The following is a 26,125-nucleotide window of genomic DNA, read 5'->3' as shown; positions in this document are numbered from 1 at the left end:
GAGCCACTACCGAGGACCAGACGAGCGGGCCGACGCGGTGGATCGTGCTGGTACTCCGCGTACTGCTGGTGGTGCTGGTGCTGCGGGAACATCAGACCAGCCCGGACCCTACGGCGGGTCCGGGCTGGTCCGGTGGTTCAGCGGCGCAGGCCGAGGCGCTCGATCAGCGCCCGGTAGCGGTTGATGTCGACCTTCTGCAGGTAACCGAGCAGGCGACGACGACGACCGACGAGCAGCAGCAGACCGCGGCGGCTGTGGTGGTCGTGCTTGTGCTCCTTGAGGTGCTCGGTCAGGTCCTTGATGCGCTGCGTGAGCACCGCGATCTGGACCTCGGGGGAACCGGTGTCGCCCTCGTGCGTGGCGTACTCGGTCATGATGGTGGCCTTGATGGCGTTGTCGAGGGGCACGGCTCTCCTGGTTTGACTCGTTGCGCGGTGCTCCGGGGCTTGTCCACCCGGGCTCTCTCGTTCCGCGGCCGTTCAGACGGCAGCGTCCAGGGTACCAGTGTTCGAGACGGCGCCGCGCGTGGCGTGAGCCACCGCACGTCGACCGCCGAGCGTGCGCAGGCCGAGCACCAGCCAGTCTCCCATCGCCGCGAGCGCTACCCGTCGCGACGGCATGAAGGCGTGGAAGAACACCCACCGCGTCAGCCACGCGGCCCACCCGGTGAGCTGCACGCCGTACAGCTCGGCAGCCCCGCGGCCCACGCCCAGGCTCGCGGCCTGACCCAGCCCGGGGAACCGGAAGGCACGCGCGGGGCGCCCGCGCACGGTCCGCGCGATGTTGCGCCCGACGCGCGTCCCGGCCTTGAGGGCCCACAGCGCGTTCGGCGGGCACGGGCCGGACCCGTTCGGCTGCGGCACGGCCGCGCCGTCGCCGCCGGCCCAGACCCCGTCGATCGACGTCCGCAGCAGCCGGTCGGTCACGAGCCGCCCGTCGGCGGCGCGGTCGGCCGCGAGGCCGGGCAGCGTGACGACCCGCTGCCCCACCGCGGAGACGACCGTCCCGGCCGGGATCGTCGAGCCGTCATCCAGGACCACGACGCCGTCGTCGACCCGCACCACCCTGGCCCCGCAGCGGACGTCGACCCCGGCCCGCCCGGCCTGCTCGAGCGCGTAGCGCGCCACGCGCTCGAACCGCGGCCGCAGCTCCGGCAGCACGCGGTCGCCGCCGTGCACGAGGACCACGCGAGCCTCGGGGTCCTCGCGCCGCAGCCGCGCGGCCATGGCGACGGCGGCCTCGGTCCCCGCCAGTCCCCCACCGACGACCACCGCCGGGCCCGCTCCCCCGTCGAGCCGTCCGACGAGCGCGTCGAGCCCGCCGTCGTCCTTGAGCGACCACCCGTGCTCCGCCAGCCCGGGCACCCGCTCGCGCGCGTCGCGCGAGCCCGTGGCGACGAGCAGGTGGTGGTACGGCAGCAGCCGCACGCCCTCGTCGGTGGTGACCGCGACGGTGCGGGTGACGGTGTCGAGCGCCGTCGCGCAGCCGTGCAGCACCCACGCGGCCGGCACGAGGTCGACGAGGGCCGTGCGCGCCCGCTCGCCGCGCACGTGGCCGGACAGCACCTCGCCCGTCCAGCCGTGGAAGGCGTGCGTCGTGCTCGACGAGACGACGGTGACCCGCACGGAGCCGTCGCGCAGCCGCCGCCGCAGCCCGCGGGCCAGCGCCCGAGCCGCCCACACCGCCGTGTAGCCGCCGCCGAGGACGACGACCTGGGTCGGCTCGTGCACGCTCACGACGGTCCTCGCAGCCCGACGAGGTCGCGGGCGGACCCTCGACCGGCCGCGAGCGGCCGCCCGAACGAGAGCGGCTCGGCGAGCCCGAACCCGAGGTGCGAGAACCGGTCGGCCGCGGCCTGCATGCGCCGCGCGTGCGCGGGCGTCGCGTCGCCCACGGCCGGCGTCGTGCAGCCGTCGAACGCCATGAGCATCGTCTCGCACAGGCACGCGTAGGCGTAGCCGTGCGGCAGCCCGATGTCCGCACGGACGTCGAGCCCGCGCACGTCCGCCAGCCCGCCGTCGACGACGAGCACGTCCGGTCGCTCGACCGCGAGCGCGGGGTCGGTGTTGCGTGGCTGGGTGTCGTCGAGGACCACGGCGCCGGGCTTGAGGTGCTCCGACCGCAGCAGGGCCTCGGTCGACGAGGTGAGGACGACGACCAGGTCGGCGTCCCGGACGGCGTCGACCTCGGTCGCCTCGTGGACCGGCAGCCCGGGCCGCGTCGAGCGCATGACCTGCGCCAGCTCGGCGAGCCGGTGGCGGCGACGCGCGACCAGGGTGAGCGCACCGAGGTCGAGGTCGTCGGCCAGCAGCTGCACGACGCACGAGCCCACGCTTCCGGTCGCCCCCAGCACCGCCACGTGCGGCCGGTCCATCCCCGCGACGAGCCGCCGCACCGCCTGCGCGGTCAGCTGCGCGGTGAACGCGTTGCCGTTGGTGACCGTCACGCCCTCCCGCGGCCGCAGCAGCCGGCCGCCACCGGTGACCGGAGCCGTCAGGGCCCCGAGGCCGACGACGTCCGCCCCGAGGTCGACGGCGAGGTCGACGGCGCGCTCCACCTTGCCGAGCACCCACCGCCGGTCCGCGTGCAGCATCTGCCGCGCCCCGACGGGGACCACGACGAGCCAGCCGGCCACGCCGCCCTCGTCGGGCCGCGACACGGTGCCCAGGGTCAGGGGCGGGACCGGCAGGTGGCGCAGCCCCCACTCCAGCGCGCCCGAGGGCACCGCGCCGAACGGCGACCACACGCGTGCGAGGTCCTGCGACACGTCGGCGCGAGGGTGGACGAGGAACGCGAACTGGGACACGGGAGGCTCCTGGCGGCGGGGACTGTGCCGCTCAGGAGGGCCGGGAGCGGCCGGGTGATACGGACCGGGGCCCACTTCACCCCGCCGATCCCGCACCTCCAGGACCGGGACACACCGGGACGTACCGCGCTACGGTCGGCGTGCAGGTGAGCGTCGGGGACGGCAGCCAGCCACAGCTCCGGCAGGACGAACCGAGGAGCGACCCGTGAGCGAGACGTCCGACCCCTACGGCCCCATCCACGGCCGGGCCAGCTTCCGCGACCACGTCGACCGTGGCACCTTCCCCGCGCACGGCCTCGACCCCGACGAGGCGTACGAGCTGCTGCACACGGGCCTGATGCTCGACGGGCGGGAGACGCTCAACCTCGCCTCCTTCGTCACGACGTGGATGGAGCCGCAGGCGGAGCAGCTCATCCACGACACGATCCGGAAGAACCACATCGACCACGAGGAGTACCCGGCCGCGTCGCTCGTCGAGGAGGCCTGCGTGCACATGCTGGGCGACCTCTTCAACGCGCCGGACCCCGCGCAGGTCGTCGGCGTCGCGACGATCGGCTCGTCCGAGGCGATCATGCTCGGGCTCCTCGCCCACAAGCGCGCGTGGCGGGACCGGCGCCGGGCGGCGGGCCTGCCGTCCGACCGGCCGAACGTGGTCTTCGGCGCGGAGACCCACGTGGTCTGGGACAAGTTCGCGAACTACTTCGACGTCGAGATGCGCAAGATCCCGATGAAGCCCGACCGCTTCGTGCTGAGCGCGGCGGACGTCGAGGAGCGCGTCGACGAGAACACGATCGCGGTCGGCGCGGTCCTGGGGACGACCCACGTCGGCGAGGCGGACCCGATCGAGGAGATCAACGACCTGCTGGTACGGATCAAGGCGGACAAGGGCTGGGACGTCCCCCTGCACGTCGACGGGGCCAGCGGCGCGTTCATCGCCCCCTTCAGCGAGCCCGACCTGCGCTGGGACTTCCGCCTCGAGCAGGTCGCGTCGATCAACGTCTCGGGGCACAAGTACGGGCTCGTCTACCCCGGCGTCGGCTGGCTCGTCTTCCGCGACGCCTCGAAGCTCCCCGAGGACCTCGTGTTCAGCGTGAACTACCTCGGCGGCGCACAGCCGACCTACACGTTCAACTTCTCGCGCGGCTCGGCCATGGTCCAGGCCCAGATGTACAACTTCATGCGCCTCGGCCGCAGCGGCTACACCGCGATCGTCGAGACGATGCTGGCCAACGCCCGGTTCCTCAACGAGACCCTCGAGGCCAGCGGCAAGTTCACGATCCTCAACCCGGGGCTGGCCGAACCGGTCGTCACGTTCTCGATCAAGGGCGACCCCGGCTTCGACGTCTACCACCTGTCGGCGAGGCTGCGGGAGGACGGCTGGATCGTGCCCGCCTACAGCCTGCCGCCCGACGCCGACGCGGTGCACCTCATGCGCGTCGTCGTCCGCCTCGACCTCAGCCGCCTCATGATCGAGATGCTGCTCCGCGACCTGTTCGCCGCCTGGGACGCGCTCGTCGCCGAGCAGCCCGTGGAGCGCGCCCGGAGCAAGCCCGACGTCTGGACCTCCCCCGCGCACGCCGCAGCCAAGAGCAAGGCGCGCACCGGCCTGGCGCAGTGACCGCGGGCGTCCCGCACGTCCCCGCCGACTGGCAGGTGCTGAGCACGCACGGCCCGGCGGGATTCGTCACGCACGCGGTGCTCGCGCGGCCCGACGGGACGCGGGTCGAGTGGAGCTCGCGGCGTCACCGCAAGGGCCTGGGCCTGCGGCCCGCCGAGGCGCGCCCGGCGGGAGGCCGGGCCAGCGCCTCGAGCTTCTGGATCGGTGGCCTGTTCGCCGGCGGCTCGGTGTGCTTCGCGCTCGGGTCGGTCCCGGCGTTCTTCGACACGATCGCACCGTCGGGCGTCGCGGCCACGTTCTTCGCCGGCTCGCTGCTGTTCACGACCGCCGCGTACCTGCAGCTGCACGAGACGCTGCGCGCGCCGGGAGGGGTCGTGTCCGGCTCGGTGCGGCCCGGGCGGCTGCGCTCGCTGGTCGGCTGGCGACCGCGCCGGATCGACTTCTGGGCCGTCCTCGTCCAGCTCGTCGGGACGCTGCTGTTCAACGTCAGCACGTTCGCGGCCACCGCCTCCGACCTGTCGAGCCAGGAGGCGCGCCGCCTGGTCTGGGCGCCGGACGTCGGCGGGTCGGTGTGCTTCCTCGTCGCCAGCTGGCTCGCGTTCGCCGAGGTGAACCGCGGAGTCCTGCCCCGCCCGGACCGGTCCGTGGGGTGGCACGTCGCGGGGGTGAACCTTCTGGGGTCCGTCGCCTTCGGCGTCGCGGCGGTCGCCGCCCGGTACGTGGACCCGTCGGGGGCCGTCGCGAACGTGGCCCTGGTGAACACGGGGACGTTCCTCGGTGCCGTGTGCTTCCTCGTCGGCGCCGTCCTGCTGCCCGTCGAGTCGGCGCGGGACCGGTCGGAGGACTGACCGGCCGTCAGGCCTCGGTGGTCGGCGCCGTGACGGGTGCCAGCACCTCGCGCACCCGCTCGACGTCGGCGTGCATCTGCGTGATCAGCGGCTCGATGCCGTCGAACTTCAGCGTCGGACGCAGACGTTCGACGAGCTCGAGGACCACCTGCTCGCCGTACAGGTCGAGGTCGGTCCGGTCCAGCACGTACGCCTCGACCCGGCGCTGCACGCCGTCGAACGTCGGGTTGGTGCCGATCGAGACCGCCGACGGCAGCACCGTTCCGTCGGGACGCCGTAGCCAGCCCGCGTACACGCCGTCCGCCGGGACCATGCCCTCGGCGTCCTGGCTGAGGTTGGCGGTCGGGAAGCCCAGCTCGCGGCCGCGGGCGTCGCCGTGCACCACCTCGCCGCGCAGCCGGTGCGGGCGGCCGAGCACGCGCGCGGCCTGCACCACGTCACCCGCCTCGAGCAGCTCGCGCACCCAGGTCGAGGACCAGCGGCGGCGCAGCGGGTCAGCGACGTGGTCCTCGGCGCTGCCCGGGTCGGCGCCCGGCGTCGGGGTCACGTCCTCGATGACCTCGACCGAGAACCCGTAGGAGCGGCCCAGCTCGACCATCGTCGAGAGGTCGCCGGAGTTCTTCCAGCCGAACCGCACGTCGCGGCCGACCACGACGACCCGGGCACCCAGACCCTCCACCAGGTAGCGCCGGACGAACTCCTCGGGCGACTGCCGCGCGAACTCGAGCGAGTACGGCAGCAGGAGGACCGCGTCGAGCCCCGTCGCCCCGAGCAGCTCCAGCCGGTCGGTGTCGCCCGTGAGCAGCGGCGGCGCGGTGTCGGGGTGGTGCACCTGGAGCGGATGGGGCGAGAACGTGACGGCCACCGCGCTCGCGCCCGCGCCGCGCGCGTCGGCGCACATGCGCTGCAGCACGCCCGCGTGCCCGCGGTGCACGCCGTCGAAGTTGCCGATCGTCACGACGGAGGGGCCGAATCCGTCGGGGACGTCGGCGAGATCACGCCAGAGGTGCACGCCTGCTCCTGTCCGCTGCTGACCGGACGATCCGATCGGTGACCCACCGCGACGGCGGTGGCCCAGCGAGCAAGCCTGCCACCTCTTCGGCCGTGCGTCGTCGCCCGGCACGACGACGCCCCGGCAGGAGACCTGTCCGGGGCGTCGTCCGTCAGCCCGCCGTCAGCGGCGGATCGTGACGTGCGCCGTGCGCGAGGTGACCTGCCCCTGCGAGCTCTTCACCACGACGCGGTAGTGCTTCGACGACGTGCCCGTCACCTTGACCGTCAGGGTCTGGGCGCGCGCGCCGGGGACCTTGACCCACGTCTTGCCCTTCTTGGCCCACCACTGCACGTGCGCCGCCGGGTAGGCGTCGTACGCCACCCGGAAGGTCGCGCGCGCGCCGGAGCGCACCGTGACGTCCTTGGGCTGCGACGTGATGACCGGGCGCGCCTTGCGGAGCGTGACGGTCGCGGTCGCGGTCGTCGCCGAACCGGCCGAGCTGGTGAACACCGCCCGGTAGCCCGCCCGGTGCTCGGCGCGCGTCATGACCACCTTGAGCGTCGTGCTCGTCGCCCCGCGCACGTCCTTCCACGCGGTGGCGCCCGGCGCCCGGCGCTGCCACCTGACGGTCGGCGCCGGCACGCCGGAGGCGGCGGCGGAGAGGGTGACCTTCGCCTTCAGGGCACCGGACACGGACGTCGGCTGCTTGGTGATCTTCGGCGCCACCGGCTGCGGCGCCGCACCCTGGTCGGCGACGAACGACGCGATCCAGGACAGCGCCGAGTTCCAGTTGACGGTGATCTCGTTGACGGACCACGCCTCGATGTCGTCGACGTAGCACCGCTGCGGCGTGCAGGGGTTGGACTCCGGAAACAGCGTGTTCATCACCGGGTCCCACGTGCTCCGCAGCGAGTTGGGTCCGCCCGCGAGCGAGCCGTTCGGCGGCGGGACCATCCAGCGGCTGTGCTGGTGGCTGGAGAACTGCGTCCCGTAGCCCGTGACGTAGGAGTTGTTGAGCGCGTTGCGGCCCAGCAGGTAGTCCATGGACTCGAGCACGGCGCGGCTGAACTTCTTGTCGCGCGTGATGTCGAACGCCGTGGCGAGCACCACCTGGTTGTTCACGACCATGGAGTTCGAGCCCCAGTCGTACGTGCCGTTGCTGCCCGGGTACGCCGTGCCGAAGGCCTGGGCCTTCTGCCACGTCAGGTACTTCTTGGCCCCCGCGACGACGCTGGTGCGCGCCTGGGTGCGGAGGTCGCTGGGCACCGTCGCGAGATCGAGCCGACCCAGGGCGGCGGTGCTGCCCCAGTTGAAGCCGCCCTCGGTCCAGATGTCGTCCGTGCGGTGGGCGCTCTTCTCGACGTCCTTCTTGTAGGTCGACGACTTCGTCGTCAGGTACAGCTCGGCCGCGGCCCAGTAGAACTCGTCCGAGACCTCGGTGTCGTCGTACGGACCGCCACCGTTGGCACCGGCGCTGGCGGGCGCGTACAGGTCGGGCACCCGCAGGGCCGCGGTGTAGGCCGTCCTGCTCGCCGCCAGGAGCTTCGCGGCGAACGCCTTGTCGTACTTCTCGAACAGCCGGGCACCCTGCGCCGCGGTCGCCGCGACGTTGAGGGTGGCGGCGGTGGACGGACGGTGCAGACGACGCTGCTGCGGGTCGTCCGAGGGCAGCAGGCCCAGGCCGGTCCAGCCGACGTCGTGGATCTTGTGGTGCACCATGCCGTCGAGCGAGCGGCTGTCCGTGCTCGACACCGTCATGCCCGATCCGGCCGGGACCTGCATCGCCAGGAAGAACTCGAGCTCCCAGCGTGCCTCGTCCAGGACGTCCGGGACCCCGTTGCCGCTCTCGTCGGCCGGGCCCTCCAGCGTGCCGTCCTTGAGGGCGCCCTTGGCCGCGTCGGTCGCGTACAGCGTCCGCTCGTACGTGCTGAGCAGCTGCTGCACGGCGATCCCGCCGTTGACCACGTACTTGCCGTGGTCGCCGGCGTCGTACCAGCCGCCCACCACGTCCCGGGCGTACCCCGCGGGGCAGGTCCAGGTGCCGTACGACCAGCTCGCGCCGTCGTCGGCCGCGGTCAGGCACGCGACGTCCAGGTCGCCCTTGTTGACGGCGCCGTCCGGTCCGCTCACGTGCCCGGCGGGCCGGTCGTAGACCGTGCCGGGCGCGTCGATCGCGATGCCCGAGCGTGCCGGGTAGAAGTAGTTCAGCGCGTCGTACCGCAGCTGGGCGTAGATGTCGGTCTTGATCGCGAACGGGTCGCTCGTCTCCCCGTCGGCCACGAGCGTGAAGCCCGCCCCCTTCGCGGTGACCGTGCTGAAGTCGACGGTCTGGACCTTCAGGCCCGACGTCGGGTCGGTGCCGGCCAGGGCCGCCTTGCCGCTCGCGACGAGCGCCCCGCCCGCGGCGTGCAGCTCCCACGCGACCGGCGCCGCCGCGTCGGTCACCACGGTGGCCCGCTTGGGCCCCTGCGGCAGGTAGCCGACCTGGTTGACCCGCACGCGGCTGCGCGTGTCGGGCTCGTAGGCGGGCGGCGGGGTCGCGGTCTTGCGGAGCGACACCTCGCTCACGCAGAACGTGTAGTCGCCGCGCGCCCCCAGCTGGAGCGCGACCTGGCCCACGGCGCCCTCGTCGGCCGGGAACGCCAGCGACGAGGTGAACGGGTAGTCGTAGGAGGCCAGCTCCGCGGTGAGCGCAGGGTTGGCGACGTACGCGGTGCGGTAAGCGCCGCCGTTCTCCCCGACGAGCGCGCGCACGGTGGCGCCGTTGCTGGCGCTGGCCGTGAACGACAGCGCGTAGTTGCCGCCGTCCTCGACGGGCACGCCGTTGTAGACCAGGCCGTCGTACTGACCCGCCGAGGCGGGGACCGCGACGCAGAACGCCGGGTCACCGGCGGCCGACGTCACGGCCCAGTCGGCCGGGAGCGACCAGCCCGCGGGGAGCGTGTCGCCCGCGAAGGTCGTCGTCCCGAGCAGCTCGTCGTCGCCCGAGATCGAGAAGTCGTCGAGGCAGAACGTGTAGTCGCTCGCCTGCCCGCCGAGCTGGAAGGACGTGTTGCCCGTGCCGCTGAAGCCCGGGGTCCAGGTGAAGGAGTAGTCGGTGGGCGCCGAGGTCAGCGCGACCGACGACGACACGTCGTCGGGGTAGCCGATGCCGGCGCGCAGGTTGACCGACACGTCGGCCGTGGCGTGCGCGCGGAACGAGACGGTCACCGGGGAGTCGGCCGCCAGCGTCACGTCGTCGTGCTGCGCGGCGACGTCCCAGGGGTTCGTCGTCCCCGCGGGGACGACCACGCAGAGCTCGCCGTCGTCGACGGACGACGACGACGTGCCGCCGTAGCTGAACCAGCCCTGCGGACCGTCGGCGAAGTCGTGGACCTCACCGATCGGGTTGGCCGCTGCCATCGGGGCGACGACGAGGGCGAGGGTGGCGAGGCCGGCGGTTGCTGCGCCGGCCCAGGTCGCGCGACGGCGACCGGGAAGGAAGGAAACCACGCTGTCTCCTGGGGCTTGTGTGGAAGCGCTCTCACGCACCGGGCCGGTACGTCTTGAGCGATACAGTTGTGACGGCAAGGTAGCAGCGAGATCGGGCGATGGGAACGATCCGACCCAAACTGTGACTTTCGGGCGAACCGTGCATGAACAACAGGCGCCCCCTCTTGCCGCCCCTCGGCACGGCCCGCATCGTCGGTGACGTGGACGGAATCGCACTCCTGGTGCTCGTGGTCGTGACGGCCCTCGCGTTCGACTTCACCAACGGCTTCCACGACACCGCCAACGCCATGGCCACGTCGATCGCGACCAAGGCCCTGCGACCCAAGGTCGCCGTGCTGCTGTCCGCGGTGCTGAACGTCGTCGGCGCGTTCCTGTCGCTCGCCGTCGCCGCGACCATCGCCAAGGGCATCGTCGAGCAGGACGCGGTGACCCTGTCCGTGGTGTTCGCCGGTCTGTGCGGCGGGATCATCTGGAACCTGGTGACGTGGTACTTCGGCCTGCCGTCGTCCTCGTCGCACGCCATCATCGGCGGGCTCGTCGGGTCGGTCGTCGTCGCCGCGGGCCTCGACGGCGTCATCTGGTCCGGCCTCCTGTCGAAGGTCGTCATCCCGGCGGTCATCGCTCCCGTCGCCGCGGGGTTCATCGCCCTGACCGGCACGTGGCTCGTCTACCGGATCACGCGCAGCGTGGGGTCCGGGGCGCGCGAGTCGGAGTTCCGGTGGGGCCAGATCGGGTCCGCGTCGCTCGTCTCCCTCGCGCACGGCACGAACGACGCGCAGAAGACGATGGGCATCATCCTGCTGGCCCTGATCGCCGGCGGCGAGCTGCCGGCCGACGCGCAGGTCCCGGTGTGGGTGATCATCGCCTGCGCCTGCGCCATCGGGCTCGGCACGTACCTGGGCGGCTGGCGCGTCATCCGGACGCTCGGCAAGGGCCTGGTCGACATCGAGCCGCCGCAGGGACTGGCCGCCGAGACCTCCTCGGCCGCGGTCATCCTCGTCTCGAGCCACTTCGGCTACCCGCTGTCCACCACGCACGTCGCGAGCGGCTCGATCATGGGGTCGGGCGTCGGGAGGCGGACACCGGTCCGGTGGGGCGTGGCCCGCCGGATGGTCGTCGCGTGGCTCATCACGCTGCCCGCGTCGGCCCTCGTCGGCGCGGGCGCGGAGGGCATCCAGCGCGTCCTGGACGGCGCCGCCGGCACCCTGCTCGTCCTGGCGATCCTCGTCGCCGCGAGCGCGGGCCTCTGGCTCGCCTCGCGCAGGAGCGCGGTGGACCACACCAACGTCAACGACGACTGGACGACGCCGGACCGCCCGGCCACCGTCCCGGCCGCCTGAGGAGGACCGAGATGGACCAGCTGGTCGACGGCGAGGCGCTGACGAAGGTCATCGTCCTCAGCCTCGTGTTCGGCGCCGGGGTGCCGGCGGTGTTCGCGCTCGGGGTGCGCGCGCTCGCCCCGGTGGACGGCACGACGACCGCGCTGCGGCGCTCGGCGGCCTACCTCTGCTTCGCGGTGTGCGCCGCGGCTGTCGTGGTGGGTGTCGCGAAGCTCGTCGTCGGGAGCGAGTGATGGCGCGCGACGGGGTCGTCCGACGGGTCGCCGACTGGCTGCGTGCCGGCTACCCCAGCGGGGTTCCCGAGCACGACTACGTGGCGGTGCTCGCGCTGCTCAAGCGCACGCTCACGCACGACGAGGTCATCGAGGTCGCCGACCGCATCGTGCTGGCGCACCCAGGCGGCGGCGCGACGTCCGAGGCCGTGGCGGCCGAGATCGAGGGCCTCCTGGAGCAGCAGGCGCTGCCCGGCGACGTCGCGCGCGTCAGCGCGGTGCTCGCCGCGGCCGGGTGGCCCCTGGCGGACGTCGACGCCTGACGCCGCGCCCCCTACGGTGGGGTCCATGCGGCACATCGAGTCGTCGGACGGGACCCTGCTCGCGGTCGAGGAGCTCGGCTCCGGCCCGCCGGTGGTCCTGCTCCCGGGGGCGATGAACGACCGCGGACGGCTCCTGCCCCTCGCGGCCGCTCTGTCCGCGCTCGGCCACCGCGGGATCGCGGTCGACCGCAGGGCGCGCGGCGACAGCACCGACGAGGGATCCGGGATCGCCGGTGCCGTGGAGCGCGAGGTCGACGACGTGCGCGCGCTCGTCGCGGACCTGGGCGACGACGTGACCCTGCTCGGCTACTCCTCGGGAGGCGTCCTCGCGCTGGCGGCAGCCGCTGCGGGCGTCCCGGTCCGGCGCCTCGTCGTCCTCGAGGCACCCGTCGTCGTCCCGAGCGCTCCCCCGCGCGACGCGTCCGTCGGCCCGCAGCTGGAGGCCCTGGTCCGGGGTGGCGACCACGCCGGCGCCGTCGAGCTCTACCAGTCGCGCGTCGTCGGCCTGCCGCCGCACCTGGCCTCCGGCCAGCGCGACCAGCCGTGGTTCCGTGCGCTCGAGGCCATCGCGCCGAGCCTGCTGTACGACTGGGCGGTGACCGACCGGTTCCCGGACCCCGCGGCGTTCTCGTCGGTGGCCGTCCCCGCGCTCGTCGTGCGGGCCAGGGACACCTGGCCGGTGCTCGTCGAGTCCGCGGCGGCGATCGCCGGCGCGCTGCCCGACGCCCGGCTCGAGGTCGTCCCGGGCCGCGACCACGAGCCCGATCCCGGTGCCGTCGCCGCGGCGGTCGTGGCGTTCGCCGGGGCGTGACTCAGCGCGCCAGCTGGTCGCGGCGCCGCGTGAGGTAGGCCCGCTCCGCGGAGTTGCCGGCCAGCTCGATCGCACGGTCGTACGCGGCGCGCGCCTCCGCGCTGCGCCCGAGCCTGCGCAGCAGGTCCGCGCGCGTGGCGTGGAAGGCGTGGTAGCCGTCCAGCGGCAGCGCGTCGACCTGCGCGAGCGCCACCTCGGGGCCGTCGACCTCGGCGACCGCGACCGCCCGGTTGAGGCGGACGATCGGCGAGCCGTCGATCCGGAGCAGCTGGTCGTAGAGGGCCACCACCTGCCACCAGTCGGTGTCCCGCGCCTCGCGGGCGTCGGTGTGGACGGCATTGATCGCCGCGAGCACCTGGTACCGACCCGGCGCCTCGCCGCTCGCCAGGCGCTCCCGCACCAGCGCGTGCCCCTCGGCGACCAGGGCAAGGTCCCAGGCACCGCGGTCCTGCTCGTCGAGGCTCACGAGCTCGCCGCTCGCCGAGACGCGCGCGGTCCGGCGGGCGTCGGTCAGCACCATGAGGGCCAGCAGGCCGGCAACCTCGCCGTCGTCCGGCAGCAGCTCGCGCACGAGCCGCGTCAGCCGGATCGCCTCGGCGGTGAGGTCGGCGCGGACCGGCTGCTGCTGCGGGTCGGAGGCCAGGTAGCCCTCGTTGAAGACCAGGTAGAGCACCGCGAGCACCCCCGCCACGCGCGCGGGCAGGTCCTCCCGCGACGGGACGCGGTACGGGATCCGGGCCGCGGCGATCTTGGTCTTCGCACGCGTGATCCGCCGACCCATGGCGGACTCCTGCACGAGGAACGCGCGCGCGATCTCGGGCACCGTGAGCCCGCCGACCATGCGCAGCGTCAGCGCCACCCGGGCCTCGATCGCGAGCGCGGGGTGGCAGCAGGTGAACAGGAGGCGCAGGCGGTCGTCGTCGATCGCGCCGCGCGCGTCGGCCGGGCCGGACAGCATGAGCGCCTCCAGGTGCTTCGCGTCGCGCCGACCCTCGCGCCGCAGCCGGTCGACGCCCTTGCGGTAGCCGGTCGTGGTGAGCCAGCCGCCGGGGTTCGGCGGGACGCCGTCCACGGGCCAGCGGGCGACGGCGGTCGCGAACGCCTCGGCGGTCATCTCCTCGGCGAGGTCCAGGTCGCGGAAGCGCCGGGCCAGCGTCGCCACCACCCGGGACCACTCCTCGCGGTGGACCCGGGTGATCGCGTCACCGACGTCGGACGTCACAGGAACGGCCGCACCTCGACCCTGCGGTTGCACGCCTGCGAGCCCTCGGCGGCGAGGCGGAGCGCGACGTCGAGGTCGGCCGCCTCGATGATCCAGAAGCCGGCCGTGTGCTCCTTGGTCTCGACGTACGGGCCGTCGGTGAGCACCGGCTCCCCGTGCCGGGCGTCGATCACGGTCGCCGTCTCCGGCCCGCCGAGGCCGCCGGCGAACACCCAGTGGCCGTCCGCCCGGAGCCCGTCGTTGTACACGTCGATCGCGGCCATCTCGTCCTCGGTGCCGGAGCCGGTCCGGTCGTCGAGCACGGACACCAGGTACTGCGTCATGGTCGTCTCCTGTCGTTCGGGCGGCCAGGCGCCGCCTCTCACCCCTGCGACGAACGGTCCGGGCCAGATCCGACAGCATGCCGTGATGTCAGTGCTCGCACCTAGGTTCCAGGGATGCACCTGGAATCGACCTTCACCGTCACGCACTTCACCCCGGCCGACGTGATGCCGCCCGACCCCGTCACCACGGCGGTGAGCATCGGCGTGGCGACCCTCGGCAAGCAGTTCGCGGGAGACGTGGTCGGCCGCTCGTCGACGCTGTTCACCTCGGCGTTCGACCCCGGCCGCGGCGAGGGCACGTACCTCGCGATCGAGTCGTTCGAGGGCACCGTCGGCGGGCACGGCGGCACCTTCGCGTTCGTGCACGCCGCCTCGACCCACGGCGACGACCGGTTCGACGAGCACTTCGCCCTGGTGCCGGGCAGCGGCACGGGCGCCCTGGCCGGCCTCACCGGGTCGGGCGCGCTGTGGGTCGACGCCGACGGGACGCACCGCCTGCACCTGGACTGCGAGCTGGCCTAGGTCAGGCGGGCGCGAACACCAGCGCCGGCTTGGCCTTCGGGCCGTGCGGCTCGACCAGCGCGACGAGCGTGCCGTCCGGCCCGATGGCCGCCGTCGTCGCGTCGACGCCGTCGGCGGGGATCGCCTGGCCGTAGGACAGCGCGCGCGCCTCGGGCTCGGTCAGCTCGCGCACGGGGAACGTGGCGCGCGCGGCATCGGCGAGGGACAGGACACTCAGAGGGACGTCGTCGGGCACCTCGGCGAGCTCGTCGAGCGTGCTCGCGCCGTCGATGCCGTAGCCGCCGACCCGCGTGCGGCGCAGCGCGGTGAGGTGGCCGCCCACGCCGAGCGCGTCGCCGAGGTCGCGTGCGAGCGCGCGCACGTAGGTGCCCGACGAGCAGACCACCCTCACGTCCACGTCGACGACGGGCGTCCCGTCCACCGACGCCGTGCGCACCTCACCGACGTCGAACGTCGAGACCGTGACCTCGCGGGCCGCGAGCTCCACCGACTCCCCCGCCCTGACCCGGGCGTACGCGCGCTGCCCGTCGACCTTGATCGCCGAGACGGCCGAGGGGACCTGGGCGATCGTGCCCGTCAGGGGCAGCGCGGCCGCGGCCACGGCGTCCCGCGTCACGGCGGACGCGTCGCTCACCACGAGCACCTCCCCCTCGGCGTCCTCGGTGTTCGTGGTGACGCCGAGGCGGATCGTCGCGAGGTACTCCTTGTCCGCCCCGACGACGTACGTGAGCAGGCGGGTCGCGCGGCCGATGCCGATCACGAGGACGCCGGTCGCCATCGGGTCGAGCGTTCCCGCGTGGCCGACCTTGCGGGTGCCGGCGAGCCGGCGCATGCGCGCGACGACGTCGTGGCTCGTCCAGTCCTGCGGCTTGTCGACCACCACGAGCCCGTCGGGCGCGGTGGGACGCCGTGGGCGCTGCTGCTGGGTGGTCATGCCGTGCGTCGCTCCTGGACCGACTCCTGCACGCAGATCATCAAGGCGTCCATGCCGGCGTCCTCGCCGACGTGCGCGGGAGCGTCGGTCGCCATGAGCACGTTGATGAGCATCCCGAAGGCGACGAACCGGCGCCCCTCGTCGGGCTCCTCGCCGGTGCGCTCGACGAACAGCCGGAACGCCTCCCCCAGGCAGTGCCGTGCGGCACGCCCGACCTCCGGGTCGGTGCCGGCGGTGAAGCCGTGCATCACCAGGCGGAGCAGGTCGCGGTCCGCCAGGAGCTGGACGTACGCGTCGCCCATCGCGGCGCCGGCGTCGGGCCCCGCGGGGACGGCCGAGAGCGAGGCGAGGATCTCACCCGTGGCCTGCTGGTACGCGGCGACGAACAGGTCGCGCTTGCTGCCGAACAGCCGCACGACGTAGGGCTGGGACACGCCCGCGGCGCGCGCGACCTCGTCGGTGCTCGCGGCGTAGCCGCCCTCGGCGAACACGCGACGGGCCGCGGCCAGGATCTGGTCGCGGCGCGCGGCGCCGGTCATGCGGGTGCCCGACGTGCTGCGGGTGGGCGGGGCGATCGCGACGTCCTCGTCGCGTCCGGACTGACTCGGGTCGGCGGGCATGTTGACAAGGTTATCAGCCGATGCCTACGGTCGCTCTCGTTAGTTATCAATCAATGCCAACCAACATCGGGAGCTTCCGTGACCGTCACGTCCACCGCCCCGCGAGCCGCGGAGCCCGCCAGCCCGAAGGGCCGCCTCGGCGCGTCCCGGGGCGGCGCACCACGCACCGTCGGCACGGCCGTCGCGCTCGTCGCCGCGTCGCTGCCGATGTTCATGGCGACGCTCGACAACCTCGTCATGACCACCGCGCTGCCCGTCCTGCGCACCGAGCTGTCCGCCTCGCTCGAGCAGCTGCAGTGGATGGTCAACGCCTACACGCTGAGCTTCGCCTCGCTGATGATCGCCGCCTCGACGCTCGGCGACCGCTGGGGTCGCCGGCGCCTCTTCGTCGGCGGCATCGTCGTGTTCGCCGCGGCCTCGATCGCCTCCGCGCTCGCGACGAGCGCCGAGGCCCTGATCGCCGCACGAGCGGTCCAGGGCGCCGGCGCGGCAGCGATCATGCCGCTGTCGCTCACGCTGCTCGCCGCCGCCGTCCCGCCCGCTCGGCGCGCGATGGCGATCGGCATCTGGGGCGGGGTGTCCGGTCTCGGCGTCGCGCTCGGACCGGTGATCGGCGGCGCCGTCGTGCAGGGGATCTCGTGGGAGGCGATCTTCTGGATCAACGTGCCCGTGGCGGTCGTCGCGATCCCGCTGGTCCGCTACGCGCTGCCCGAGTCGTTCGGCCGGCGTCAGCGCATCGACCTGACCGGACTGGTCCTCGCCGCGTCCGGCGTGCTCGCGGTCGTGTGGTCCGTCGTCCGCGGCAACGACGACGGGTGGGGCTCGGTCCGCGTCGTCGGCGGGCTGGTGCTCGGCGCGGTGCTGATCGCCGCGTTCCTGGTGCGCGAGTCGCGCACCGACCACCCGCTCGTGCCGCTGCGGCTGTTCCGCGTGCGCTCGTTCGCCGTGGCCAACGCGAGCGCCTTCGCGTTCTCGCTCGGCGTGTTCGGGACCGTGTTCGTGCTCTCGCAGTACCTGCAGATCGCGCTCGGCTACAGCCCGCTGCAGGCCGGCATCCGCACCCTGCCGTGGACCGCGGCGCCGATGATCGTCGCGCCCATCGCGGGCATGCTCGCTCCACGGCTCGGTGTCCGGCCCCTGCTCAGCACGGGCCTCGCGCTGCAGGCCGCCGGGCTCGCCTGGCAGGGGCTGGCGGTGGCCGCGGGCGTCAGCTCGTACTCGGAGCTGGTGCCAGGCCTCGCGCTCGCCGGCATCGGCATGGGCCTGACCTTCGCGCCCTCGGCCACCGCGGTGCTCGCGGACATGCTGCCCGACGACCACGGCACCGCGAGCTCGGTCAACGCGACGCTGCGGGAGATCGGCGGGGCGGTGGGGGTCGCGGTGCTGGTCGCGGTGTTCACCGCGTCGGGCGGCACGCTCACGCCCGACGACTACGCGGACGGCCTGGCCCCCGCGGCCCTCGTCGGCGCTGCGGTCGTGGGCCTCGGCGCGGTGATCACCCTCGCGATGCCGCGCAGCACGGGCCGGGCGACCTCACCGGGCTGATGACCCCGCACATGGTTGAAGGGATCGTCGCAGCGGACGTCACGCCGGACGGCGCGTGCGCTGCGACGATCCCTTCAACGATGCGGCGGGATGCGCGAGGTCAGGCCTGCTCGGCCTCGTCCTCGTCGTCGTCCTCGGGACGGCGGTACGGGTCCGCCTCGCCCGCGAAGCTCGCCTGGGCGGCCAGCGCGGCGACCTCGCGGTCACGACGCGCAGCCTCGATGAGGGCGGCGTCGAGGTGCGCGGCGGTGTCCGGGATCGCGTCGGGGAAGAAGGCGAGCGTCGGCGTCAGCCGGATGCCGGTCTGCTTGCCGACCTCGGAGCGGATCACGCCCTTGGCCGACTCGAGCGCCGCGGCCGTGCCGGCACGGGCCTCGTCGTCGCCCAGGACGGTGTAGAAGATGTCGGCGTGCTGGAGGTCACCGGTGACCCGCACGTCGGTGATCGTGACGAACCCGAGGCGCGGGTCCTTGATGCGGGTGTCGAGCATCTGCGCGACCACCTGCTGGATGCGCTCGGAGAGCTTGCGAGCACGACCCTTGTCAGCCATGAACGGGACCTTTCTGGTCAGGCACCCTCGACGGGTGCCGCAGCGAACGGCGCGGGGCGGGCGAGGACGATGCCTCGCCCGCCCCGCGGTCGATCAAACCTGAGGATCAGGCGCGAGGCTTCTCGCGCATCTCCCAGGTCTCGATGATGTCCTCGGACTGCAGGTCGTTGAACGACCCGAGCCCGATACCGCACTCGTAGCCCTCGCGGACCTCGGTCGCGTCGTCCTTGAACCGCTTGAGCGACTCGATCGTGAGGTTGTCCCCGACGACCTTGCCGCCGCGCAGGACGCGCGCCTTGGTGTTGCGACGGATCTCGCCCGAACGGACGATCGAGCCGGCGATGTTGCCGAACTTCGAGGAGCGGAAGATCTCGCGGATCTCCGCGGTGCCCAGCTGGACCTCCTCGTACTCCGGCTTGAGCATGCCCTTGAGGGCCGCCTCGACGTCGTCGATCGCCTGGTAGATGACCGAGTAGAAGCGCACGTCGACGCCCTCGCGGTCAGCCAGGGCCTCGACCCGCTCGGCGTACTTGACGTTGAAGCCGATGATGATCGCCGAGTCGACGGTCGCCAGGTTGACGTCGTTCTGCGTGATGGCACCCACACCGCGGTGGATGACGCGCAGGTCGACCTCTTCGCCCACGTCGATCTTGAGCAGCGCGTCCTCGAGCGCCTCGACGGCACCCGACACGTCGCCCTTGAGGACCAGGTTGAGGGTCTCGACCTTGCCCAGTGCGAGCGCCTGCGTGAAGTCCTCGAGGCTGACGCGCTTGCGGCGCTTGGCCAGGAGGGCGGCACGCTCGGCGGCCTCGCGCTTCTCGGCGATCTGCCGCGCGGTGCGCTCCTCGGGAGCGACCAGCAGCGTGTCGCCGGCGCTGGGCACCGACGCGAGACCGAGCACCTGCACCGGGCGGGACGGGCCAGCCTCGGTGAGCGTCTCGCCGTGCTCGTCGAACATGGCACGGACGCGGCCGTAGGCCGTGCCCGCCACGATCGCGTCGCCGACGCGCAGCGTGCCGGACTGGACCAGGACGGTCGCGACGGCGCCGCGGCCCTTGTCGAGGTTCGCCTCGATGGCGACACCACGCGCACCCTTGTCCGGGTTGGCCCGGAGGTCGAGCGCGGCGTCGGCCGTCAGGAGCACGGCCTCGAGCAGCTGGTCGATGCCCATGTTCTGCTTCGCGGAGACGTTGACGAACATCGTGTCGCCGCCGTACTCCTCGGCCACCAGGTTGTACTCGGTCAGCTGCTGGCGGATCTTGTCGGGGTTGGACCCCTCCTTGTCCACCTTGTTGACCGCGACCACGATCGGGACGCCGGCCGCCTGGGCGTGGTTGAGCGCCTCGATGGTCTGCGGCATCACGCCGTCGTCGGCCGCGACCACGAGGATCGCGATGTCGGTGACCTGAGCACCACGCGCACGCATGGCGGTGAACGCCTCGTGACCCGGGGTGTCGATGAAGGTGATGGCGCGCTCGTTGCCCTCGTGCACCTTGGTGACCTGGTAGGCACCGATGTGCTGGGTGATGCCGCCGGCCTCGCCAGCGACGACGTCCGTGGAACGGATGGCGTCGAGGAGCTTGGTCTTTCCGTGGTCGACGTGACCCATGACGGTGACGACCGGCGGGCGAGCCTGCAGCTCGTCGTCGCCCTCGGCCTCGAGCTCGGCGTCCAGGTCGATGTCGAAGGCCCCGAGCAGCTCGCGGTCCTCCTCCTCGGCCGAGACCATCTCGATGACGTAGCCGAGCTCGGTCGCGAGCGTGCCGAACGTGTCCTCGTCGAGCGACTGCGTCGCCGTGGCCATCTCACCGAGGTGGAACAGCACCGTGACGAGCGAGGCCGGGTTGGCGTCGATCTTGTCGGCGAAGTCGTTCAGCGACGAGCCCTGACGCAGGCGGACCGTGGTCGAGCCGTTGCCGCGGGGCACCTGCACGCCACCGAGCGACGGCGCCTGCATCTGCTCGAACTCCTGGCGCTTCGCGCGCTTCGACTTCCGTCCGCGCACGGGACGACCACCGGCGCGACCGAACGCACCCTGGGTCGAGCCACGACCGGCACCGCCGGGACGACCGCCACCGCCACCGGGGCGACCGGCGAAACCGCCGCCACCACCGGGAGCGCCACCGGGCGCACCGCCGCCGCCGGGACGACCGGCGTAGCCGCCGCGGGCGCCACCGGCGCCACCGCCACGGCCACCGGGCGCGGGACGCTCACCGGGACGACCGACACCGCTGGTCGTCCGGCCCGGCATCATGCCGGGGCTTGGGCGCGGGCCACCGGGACGGGGACCACCGGGACGAGGACCGCCGGGACGCTCGCCCGCGGACGCGGCCGGGGCTGCGGTCTCGGGCGCGTTGCGACGCTCGCCCGGGCGGGGCATGCCCTGCGACGGCGCGAACGGGTTGTTGCCCGGACGGGGGCCGCCACCGGTGCGGCCGGCGCCGGGGCGCTCGCCCTGACGGGGCATGCCCTGCGACGGCGCGAACGGGTTGTTGCCGGGCCGCGCGGCGGCGGGGCGAGGAGCCCCGGGCCGTGCCGTGGTCGCCGGCGCCTGTGCGGCAGCGGCCGGCGCCGGAGCGGCCGGACGTGCAGCGGGGGCAGGGGCGGGGGCGGCAGGCGCCGCCGCCGGAGCGGGAGCCGGGGCCGGCGCGGGAGCGGCGGCCGCAGGGGCTGCCGGGGCCGCGGGGGCCGGTGCGCTCGGGGCAGGCGCGGGGCGTGCCGCAGCCTTGGGTGCCGGGGCGGGCGCGGGGGCGCCACTGCCGGCGGGGAACGTGTCGCGCAGCTTGCGCACGACGGGCGGCTCGATCGTCGAGGACGCCGAGCGGACGAACTCGCCCATCTCGGTGAGCGTCGTCATGATCTTCTTGCTGTCAACCCCGAGCTCTTTGGCGAGCTCGTAGACGCGGACCTTAGCCACATCTCTCCCTGTCTCGGTCCGCCCGGACAGGGTCGGACCGTCGTTAGTGCGAGGTACTCATCGCTGGGTACTCATCGGTGCGTTCTCATCGGGTAGCCATCGGCTTCCAGACCCGCTTCCCATTCGACGGTCGACGCCGGGCCTCACCCGGCGTCGTGCTGCAGCTGGCTCTCGAGGAACTCGGCGACGACGGCCGTGTCGAACGGGCCTGCGTGACGCAGGGCCCGCCCGAACGCGCGTCGACGCGTCGCGAGCTCGAGACATCCAGGGTCGGGGTGCAGCCACGCACCCCTGCCCGGCATCGAGCGTCGGACGTCCACGACCAGCAGGTCACGGACGACGACCACCCTCAGCAGGGCCGTTCGGGAACCAGGAGCACGGCACCCGACGCACGTGCGAACGGGACCGCTGTGCGGTCGTGGTTCACGCGAGGGGAGCCGGGCCTGATGCCCAGCGCCAGTCAGTCTACCGCGTGCACTCACTCGGCGTGACCCTGAGCCTCCGGCACTTCCGCGTCGGACCGGATGTCGATGCGCCAGCCGGTGAGCTTGGCGGCGAGGCGGGCGTTCTGGCCCTCCTTGCCGATCGCGAGCGACAGCTGGTAGTCGGGCACGACGACGCGCGCCGCCCGGGCCTCGGGGTCGACGACCGTCACCGAGACCACCCGCGCGGGCGAGAGCGCGTGAGCGATCATCTCCGCCGGGTCGTCCGAGTGGTCGACGATGTCGATCTTCTCGCCGTGCAGCTCGGCCATCACGGCGCGCACGCGGCCGCCCATGGGGCCGATGCAGGCGCCCTTGGCGTTGACGCCGGCGACGGTCGAGCGGACGGCCATCTTGGTGCGGTGGCCGGCCTCGCGAGCCATCGACATGATCTCGACGGTGCCGTCGGCGATCTCGGGTACCTCGAGCGCGAAGAGCTTGCGCACCAGGCCCGGGTGCGAGCGGGACAACGTGACCTGCGGTCCACGCTGGCCGCGGGCGACCTCGAGCACGAACCCGCGGATGCGCTCGCCATGCACGTACTCCTCGCCGGGCACCTGCTCGTGCGCGGGCAGCACGGCCTCGACGCCGCCGATGTCGACGAGCACGGTGCGCGGGTCGCGGCCCTGCTGGATGACGCCGCCGAGGACCTCGCCCTCCTTGCCGCGGAAGTTGCCGAGCACCTGGTCGTCCTCGGCGTCGCGCAGCCGCTGGACGATGACCTGGCGCGCGGTGGCCGTCGCGATGCGGCCGAAGCCGTCGGGGGTGTCGTCGAACTCGGGCTCCTCGACGCCGGTCGTCAGGCCGTCCTCGTCGACCGCCATGGGCTCGCGGGCCCACACCGTCACGTGCCCGGACTTGCGGTCGACCTCGACCCGCGCGCGCTGGTGGGCGTACGGGGTCCGGTGGTAGGCGGACAGCAGCGCCTGCTCGATCGCGGAGACCAGCACGTCGAGGCTGATCTCCCGTTCGCGCTCGAGCAGCCGCAGCGCCTGCATGTCGATGTCCATGTCAGCTCTCCTGTCCGGCGTCGGCGCCGGCCTCGTCGTCCACGGGGCCTAGCCCCGTCAGGTCCACCTCGACGCGGGCGTCGCGCACGTCGGTCAGCGCGACCCGCACCGGCTCGCCCACCGTGGGGCGCCGTCCCTTGAGCCCGGGCTTCACCGGCACGACGACGATCTCCGTGTCGACGACCTCGGTGAGCCGGCCCGCGACGGTGGTCGCGTCGGCCAGCTGCAGCGTCACGGTGCGGCCCACGGCGCGCACGAAGTGCCGGCGCTCGGTGAGCGGGCGGTCCACGCCCCGGCTGCCGACCTCGAGCGTGTAGTGGCCGGCGATGAGGTCGGCGGCGTCGAGCGCGTCGGAGACGGCACGGGTCGCGTCGGAGACGCGGTCCAGGTCGAGCTCGCCCTCGTCGTCCTCGGCCAGGTCCAGCGAGACGACGACGGTCGACCGTGATCCGGCCCGGTGGATCTCGACGTCGTCGAGCACGAGTCCCTGGGCGGCGACGGCGGGTTCGAGGATCTCGCGGACCTGCTCTGCGCCAGCGGCTGCGGCCATGACCGGCCTCCGTTCTGGTCCCGCGGGTCGCTCGACCCTGTGATGTTGTCGGCCCAGCCTAACGAGTCCGCGCGCGCCCGACGTCCGGGCACCGCCTCGCGTGGCAGGATCTGCCGCGATGAGGACCACCCCGACGCGCCCGTTCCCGCACGACGACCGCCTGCGGCAGCCCCGGCGCGCCGCGGCCCACGTGGTGAGGATCACGGCGGTCCTGGTCGCCCTGGGACTGCTCGGTGCCTGCTCGATCCGGCTCGAGACCCCCGCGCAGGTCGAGCCCTCCCCCGGCGCGGTCGAGCAGGTGCGCGCCCGCACGCTCGACGACGCCGCCGAGCTGGCGGGGGCCGCGCGGTCCGCGCTCGCGACGAAGCCGCCCAAGGGCGTCGCCGCGGTCCTGACCGACGTGGCCGACTTCTCCGACCAGCACGCGGCGCAGCTCGGTCCCGCCTACGACTCGGGCCTGTCGCCCTCCCCCACCGCCACGACCGAGCCGCCCGCGAGCGACCCCGCCGCGGTCCTGGACGACCTGGCCGACGCGACCCGGACCGCGTTGGCCGACGCGGACGAGGTCGACGACGCCGGCCTCGCCCGACTGGTCGCCTCGATCGCGACCGCCCGCGACCAGCTCACCCGCCGGCTCGCCCGCGCGACGGGCGCGAAGACGCCCGATCTCGACGTCGTCGTGGCGCCGACCCCCGCGCCGAGCGTGACGGGCAGCCCGGCCCCCGAGCCGACCCCGTCGCCCGAGCAGACGCAGGCCGCCGAGGCGACGTCCGCCGACGACCTCGACGCTCTCGTCCTCGCGCACGACCAGGCCGGGTACGCCTACGAGGTGATCGCCGCCCAGCAGTCGGGCGACGTGCGCACCAAGGCCCGGGACGCCGCCGCAGCGCACCGCGACGAGGCCCAGCGCTGGGCCGTCGCCGCGGGTACCGCCCAGACCAAGGACGACCCCCGCCGCGCGGCCTACGCGCTGCCGGACGGCCTGACGACTCTGAAGACCGCGCGCAGGCTTGCGGTCTCGCTCGAGTCGGCGATCGCCGAGGCGAACGCGACCCTCGTCGCGCGCACCCCCGCGGGTGAGCGCCAGCCGTTCATGGACGGGCTGCGGACCGCGACCGCCGCTGCCCGCTCGTGGGGCGGCGCGGCGGTCGCGTTCCCCGGCCTGCCGGAGCGCGCTCAGGCCTGAGCGCTCAGCGCAGCGAGTCGACGAGCTCCGCGACGCGGTCCGCGGCCTCGGCGACAGCCACCTGCTCGGCGGTCCCGCCGACGCGAGGCCGGACCTCGACGACGCCCTCGGCCAGCCCTCGGCCGACGACCACGACGAGCGGCACGCCCAGGAGCTCGGCATCGGCGAACTTCACGCCGGGCGAGACCTTGGGACGGTCGTCGTAGATGACCTCGATGCCGCGCGAGTGCAGCGTCTGGGCGATGGACTCGGCGGCCTCGAAGACGGCCTCGTCCTTGCCCGTCGCGACGACGTGCACCTGGGCGGGCGCGACGTGGGCGGGCCAGGCGAGCCCGCGCTCGTCGTGGTTCGCCTCGGCCAGGGCCGCGAGGACGCGGGTGACGCCGATGCCGTACGAGCCCATCGTGACGACCTGCGCCTTGCCGTTCTGGTCCAGGACCGTCAGGCCGAGTGCGGAGGCGTACTTGCGGCCCAGCGCGAAGATGTGGCCGATCTCGATGCCGCGCGCGAGCTCGAGCGGGCCCGAGCCGTCGGGCGCGGGGTCCCCGGCGCGCACCTCGGCGGCCTCGACCGTGCCGTCGGCCGTGAAGTCGCGGCCGGCGACGAGGTCGAAGACGTGGCGCCCCTGCTCGTTCGCGCCCGTGATCCAGCGGGAGCCGGGCACGACGCGGGGGTCGAGCAGGTAGCGGACCGAGCCATCGGCGCCGTTCGGGCCGAGCACGGACGGGCCGATGTAGCCGCGCACGAGCTCGGGGTGCCGCGCGAAGTCGGCGTCGCCCGCGGTCTCGACCTCGGCGGGCGCGACGCCGGCCTCGAGCCGCTTGAGGTCGACCTCGCGGTCACCGGGCAGACCGATGACGAGCAGCTCGCGCTCGCCCGAGGGCTGCACGAGCGCGACGACCACGTTCTTCAGCGTGTCAGCGGCGGTCCAGGCACGGTCGGGGCGGGGGTGCTGCGCGTTGGCGATCGCGACGAGCGAGTCGATCGTCGGGGTGTCGGGGGTGTCTTCGACGTGCGCCTGCGGGGCGTCGTCGAACGCGATCGCGTCGGGCACGACCGTGGTCACGGCCTCGACGTTCGCCGCGTAGCCCCCGGCCGAGCGCACGAACGTGTCCTCGCCGATGGCGGTCGGGGTGAGGAACTCCTCGGAGCGCGAGCCGCCCATCGCGCCCGAGGTGGCCGCGACGATGACGTACTCGAGGCCGAGCCGGTCGAAGATGCGGCGGTACGCGTCGCGCTGCGCCTGGTAGCTCGCGTCCAGGCCGGCGTCGTCGACGTCGAACGAGTACGCGTCCTTCATGACGAACTCGCGGCCGCGGATGAGGCCGGCGCGGGGGCGCGCCTCGTCGCGGTACTTCGTCTGGATCTGGAACAGCGTCAGGGGCAGGTCCTTGTACGACGAGTACAGGTCCTTGACCAGCAGCGTGAACAGCTCCTCGTGCGTGGGCGCGAGCAGGTAGTCGCCGCCCTTGCGGTCCTTGAGCCGGAAGATGTTGGGCCCGTACTCGGTCCAGCGGCCCGTCGCCTCGTAGGGCTCCTTGGGCAGCAGCGCCGGGAAGTGCACCTCCTGGGCCCCCGCGGCCTCCATCTCCTCGCGCACGACGGCCTCGACCTTCGCGAGCACCTTCAGGCCCAGCGGCAGCCAGGTGTAGATGCCGGGCGCGGCGCGACGGATGTACCCCGCGCGCACGAGCAGCCGGTGGCTGGCGACCTCGGCGTCGGCGGGGTCCTCGCGCAGCGTGCGGACGAACAGCGTGGACAGGCGAAGGAGCATGGACGCCAGCCTAGTTGTGCGGGCGGGCGCCCTCGAACGCAATGAC

The 26,125-nt window shown here is 73.6% G+C and carries 24 protein-coding genes; 9 read left to right on the top strand and 15 right to left on the bottom strand.

Annotation, left to right across the window (positions count from 1 at the left end; all coding sequences use genetic code 11):
- Positions 1-137: 137 nt before the first annotated feature.
- The 3 genes from rpsO to EDF34_RS09620 all read right to left on the bottom strand — a co-directional run bounded on the left by rpsO (position 138) and on the right by EDF34_RS09620 (position 2,806).
- Positions 138-407: a 30S ribosomal protein S15 gene (gene rpsO / locus EDF34_RS09630; RefSeq protein ID WP_118766485.1), complete on the bottom strand. Its 270-nt coding sequence runs from the start codon at positions 405-407 to the stop codon at positions 138-140.
- A gap of 72 nt (positions 408-479) precedes the next feature.
- Positions 480-1,730: an NAD(P)/FAD-dependent oxidoreductase gene (locus EDF34_RS09625; protein ID WP_158615075.1), complete on the bottom strand. Its 1,251-nt coding sequence runs from the start codon at positions 1,728-1,730 to the stop codon at positions 480-482.
- A 2-nt stretch (positions 1,731-1,732) separates the two neighbouring features.
- Positions 1,733-2,806 carry a semialdehyde dehydrogenase gene (locus EDF34_RS09620; protein ID WP_123371125.1) on the bottom strand — a complete coding sequence of 358 codons (1,074 nt, stop codon included), beginning with the start codon at positions 2,804-2,806 and terminating at the stop codon, positions 1,733-1,735.
- A gap of 205 nt (positions 2,807-3,011) precedes the next feature.
- Between EDF34_RS09620 and EDF34_RS09615 the strand changes: the two genes are divergently transcribed.
- Together EDF34_RS09615 and EDF34_RS09610 are read left to right on the top strand one after the other, a co-directional pair.
- Positions 3,012-4,424 carry a glutamate decarboxylase gene (locus EDF34_RS09615; RefSeq protein ID WP_123371124.1) on the top strand — a complete coding sequence of 471 codons (1,413 nt, stop codon included), beginning with the start codon at positions 3,012-3,014 and terminating at the stop codon, positions 4,422-4,424.
- Positions 4,421-5,272 (top strand): YrhK family protein, encoded by an 852-nt coding sequence (locus EDF34_RS09610; RefSeq protein ID WP_158615074.1) that lies wholly within the window; start codon positions 4,421-4,423, stop codon positions 5,270-5,272. The genes EDF34_RS09615 and EDF34_RS09610 overlap by 4 nt, the downstream gene beginning before the upstream one ends.
- A 7-nt stretch (positions 5,273-5,279) precedes the next feature.
- Here the strand turns inward: EDF34_RS09610 and EDF34_RS09605 are convergent, their stop codons facing one another.
- A complete protein-coding gene (locus tag EDF34_RS09605) occupies positions 5,280-6,284 on the bottom strand; it encodes a bifunctional riboflavin kinase/FAD synthetase (protein WP_123371123.1) in 1,005 nt (334 codons plus the stop codon).
- Positions 6,285-6,446: 162 nt separating this feature from the next.
- Entirely contained in the window at positions 6,447-9,758 is a 3,312-nt protein-coding gene (locus EDF34_RS09600; protein ID WP_148076609.1) for a glycoside hydrolase family 9 protein, read from the bottom strand.
- Between the two features lie 200 nt (positions 9,759-9,958).
- Between EDF34_RS09600 and EDF34_RS09595 the strand changes: the two genes are divergently transcribed.
- The 4 genes from EDF34_RS09595 to EDF34_RS09580 are packed head-to-tail and all read left to right on the top strand — an operon-like array spanning position 9,959 to position 12,444.
- The gene (locus EDF34_RS09595; protein WP_233575294.1) at positions 9,959-11,098 is read left to right on the top strand and encodes an inorganic phosphate transporter; all 1,140 of its coding nucleotides are present in this window, start codon (positions 9,959-9,961) and stop codon (positions 11,096-11,098) included.
- 11 nt (positions 11,099-11,109) lie between these two features.
- Entirely contained in the window at positions 11,110-11,331 is a 222-nt protein-coding gene (locus EDF34_RS09590) for a hypothetical protein (protein ID WP_123371120.1), read from the top strand.
- Positions 11,331-11,633: a DUF3349 domain-containing protein gene (locus EDF34_RS09585; RefSeq protein WP_123371119.1), complete on the top strand. Its 303-nt coding sequence runs from the start codon at positions 11,331-11,333 to the stop codon at positions 11,631-11,633. Before EDF34_RS09590 ends, EDF34_RS09585 begins: the two co-directional genes overlap by 1 nt.
- 25 nt (positions 11,634-11,658) lie before the next feature.
- Positions 11,659-12,444 (top strand): alpha/beta fold hydrolase, encoded by a 786-nt coding sequence (locus EDF34_RS09580; RefSeq protein ID WP_123371118.1) that lies wholly within the window; start codon positions 11,659-11,661, stop codon positions 12,442-12,444.
- A gap of 1 nt (position 12,445) precedes the next feature.
- Here EDF34_RS09580 and EDF34_RS09575 read toward each other — a convergent pair whose 3' ends face one another.
- Complete coding sequence (locus EDF34_RS09575; RefSeq protein ID WP_123371117.1) at positions 12,446-13,666, bottom strand: RNA polymerase sigma factor; 1,221 nt, start codon at positions 13,664-13,666, stop codon at positions 12,446-12,448.
- Positions 13,663-13,989, bottom strand: a complete 327-nt coding sequence (locus EDF34_RS09570; protein ID WP_123371116.1) for a YciI family protein — start codon at positions 13,987-13,989, stop codon at positions 13,663-13,665. Before EDF34_RS09570 ends, EDF34_RS09575 begins: the two co-directional genes overlap by 4 nt.
- Before the next feature lie 114 nt (positions 13,990-14,103).
- Here EDF34_RS09570 and EDF34_RS09565 point away from each other — a divergent pair, with 114 nt between their 5' ends.
- Positions 14,104-14,511, top strand: coding sequence for a DUF3224 domain-containing protein (locus EDF34_RS09565; RefSeq protein ID WP_123371115.1), 408 nt, complete (start codon positions 14,104-14,106; stop codon positions 14,509-14,511).
- Position 14,512: 1 nt separating this feature from the next.
- Here the strand turns inward: EDF34_RS09565 and truB are convergent, their stop codons facing one another.
- Complete coding sequence (gene truB / locus EDF34_RS09560; RefSeq protein WP_123371114.1) at positions 14,513-15,445, bottom strand: tRNA pseudouridine(55) synthase TruB; 933 nt, start codon at positions 15,443-15,445, stop codon at positions 14,513-14,515.
- Complete coding sequence (locus EDF34_RS09555) at positions 15,442-16,065, bottom strand: TetR/AcrR family transcriptional regulator (protein WP_233575293.1); 624 nt, start codon at positions 16,063-16,065, stop codon at positions 15,442-15,444. Before EDF34_RS09555 ends, truB begins: the two co-directional genes overlap by 4 nt.
- Before the next feature lie 78 nt (positions 16,066-16,143).
- On the opposite strand from EDF34_RS09555, the gene EDF34_RS09550 reads away from it, so the two are divergent.
- Positions 16,144-17,610: a DHA2 family efflux MFS transporter permease subunit gene (locus tag EDF34_RS09550; protein ID WP_123371113.1), complete on the top strand. Its 1,467-nt coding sequence runs from the start codon at positions 16,144-16,146 to the stop codon at positions 17,608-17,610.
- Between the two features lie 100 nt (positions 17,611-17,710).
- Here EDF34_RS09550 and rbfA read toward each other — a convergent pair whose 3' ends face one another.
- The 5 genes from rbfA to rimP form a co-directional block, all read right to left on the bottom strand.
- Entirely contained in the window at positions 17,711-18,160 is a 450-nt protein-coding gene (rbfA, locus tag EDF34_RS09545) for a 30S ribosome-binding factor RbfA (RefSeq protein ID WP_123371112.1), read from the bottom strand.
- A gap of 106 nt (positions 18,161-18,266) precedes the next feature.
- A complete protein-coding gene (gene infB, locus EDF34_RS09540) occupies positions 18,267-21,077 on the bottom strand; it encodes a translation initiation factor IF-2 (RefSeq protein ID WP_123371111.1) in 2,811 nt (936 codons plus the stop codon).
- A 143-nt stretch (positions 21,078-21,220) separates the two neighbouring features.
- The gene (locus EDF34_RS17950) at positions 21,221-21,559 is read right to left on the bottom strand and encodes a YlxR family protein (RefSeq protein WP_123371110.1); all 339 of its coding nucleotides are present in this window, start codon (positions 21,557-21,559) and stop codon (positions 21,221-21,223) included.
- On the bottom strand, positions 21,556-22,569 hold the full coding sequence (gene nusA / locus EDF34_RS09530; protein ID WP_123371109.1) for a transcription termination factor NusA: 1,014 nt from the start codon (positions 22,567-22,569) through the stop codon (positions 21,556-21,558). Before nusA ends, EDF34_RS17950 begins: the two co-directional genes overlap by 4 nt.
- A gap of 1 nt (position 22,570) precedes the next feature.
- On the bottom strand, positions 22,571-23,119 hold the full coding sequence (rimP, locus tag EDF34_RS09525) for a ribosome maturation factor RimP (protein ID WP_123371108.1): 549 nt from the start codon (positions 23,117-23,119) through the stop codon (positions 22,571-22,573).
- A gap of 118 nt (positions 23,120-23,237) precedes the next feature.
- Here rimP and EDF34_RS09520 point away from each other — a divergent pair, with 118 nt between their 5' ends.
- On the top strand, positions 23,238-24,305 hold the full coding sequence (locus EDF34_RS09520) for a DUF4439 domain-containing protein (RefSeq protein WP_123371107.1): 1,068 nt from the start codon (positions 23,238-23,240) through the stop codon (positions 24,303-24,305).
- 4 nt (positions 24,306-24,309) lie between these two features.
- Here the strand turns inward: EDF34_RS09520 and EDF34_RS09515 are convergent, their stop codons facing one another.
- On the bottom strand, positions 24,310-26,079 hold the full coding sequence (locus EDF34_RS09515; protein ID WP_123371106.1) for a proline--tRNA ligase: 1,770 nt from the start codon (positions 26,077-26,079) through the stop codon (positions 24,310-24,312).
- Between the last annotated feature and the right edge of the window lie 46 nt (positions 26,080-26,125).

This window comes from Cellulomonas sp. PhB150, assembly GCF_003755175.1.
In the GTDB taxonomy this organism is placed as follows: Bacteria; Actinomycetota; Actinomycetes; order Actinomycetales; family Cellulomonadaceae; genus Cellulomonas.
This window is presented reverse-complemented; position numbering and strand designations above follow the sequence as displayed.

What these genes read in the sequence shown, in the direction of transcription:
- EDF34_RS09515 (WP_123371106.1), bottom strand. Translation starts at nt 26,079, where the DNA reads ATGCTCCTTCGCCTGTCCACGCTGTTCGTCCGCACGCTGCGCGAGGAC.
- EDF34_RS09585 (WP_123371119.1), top strand. Translation starts at nt 11,331, where the DNA reads ATGGCGCGCGACGGGGTCGTCCGACGGGTCGCCGACTGGCTGCGTGCC.
- EDF34_RS09520 (WP_123371107.1), top strand. Translation starts at nt 23,238, where the DNA reads ATGAGGACCACCCCGACGCGCCCGTTCCCGCACGACGACCGCCTGCGG.
- EDF34_RS09565 (WP_123371115.1), top strand. Translation starts at nt 14,104, where the DNA reads ATGCACCTGGAATCGACCTTCACCGTCACGCACTTCACCCCGGCCGAC.
- rbfA (WP_123371112.1), bottom strand. Translation starts at nt 18,160, where the DNA reads ATGGCTGACAAGGGTCGTGCTCGCAAGCTCTCCGAGCGCATCCAGCAG.
- truB (WP_123371114.1), bottom strand. Translation starts at nt 15,445, where the DNA reads ATGACCACCCAGCAGCAGCGCCCACGGCGTCCCACCGCGCCCGACGGG.
- nusA (WP_123371109.1), bottom strand. Translation starts at nt 22,569, where the DNA reads ATGGACATCGACATGCAGGCGCTGCGGCTGCTCGAGCGCGAACGGGAG.
- EDF34_RS09590 (WP_123371120.1), top strand. Translation starts at nt 11,110, where the DNA reads ATGGACCAGCTGGTCGACGGCGAGGCGCTGACGAAGGTCATCGTCCTC.
- EDF34_RS09570 (WP_123371116.1), bottom strand. Translation starts at nt 13,989, where the DNA reads ATGACGCAGTACCTGGTGTCCGTGCTCGACGACCGGACCGGCTCCGGC.
- EDF34_RS09580 (WP_123371118.1), top strand. Translation starts at nt 11,659, where the DNA reads ATGCGGCACATCGAGTCGTCGGACGGGACCCTGCTCGCGGTCGAGGAG.
- rimP (WP_123371108.1), bottom strand. Translation starts at nt 23,119, where the DNA reads ATGGCCGCAGCCGCTGGCGCAGAGCAGGTCCGCGAGATCCTCGAACCC.
- EDF34_RS09555 (WP_233575293.1), bottom strand. Translation starts at nt 16,065, where the DNA reads ATGCCCGCCGACCCGAGTCAGTCCGGACGCGACGAGGACGTCGCGATC.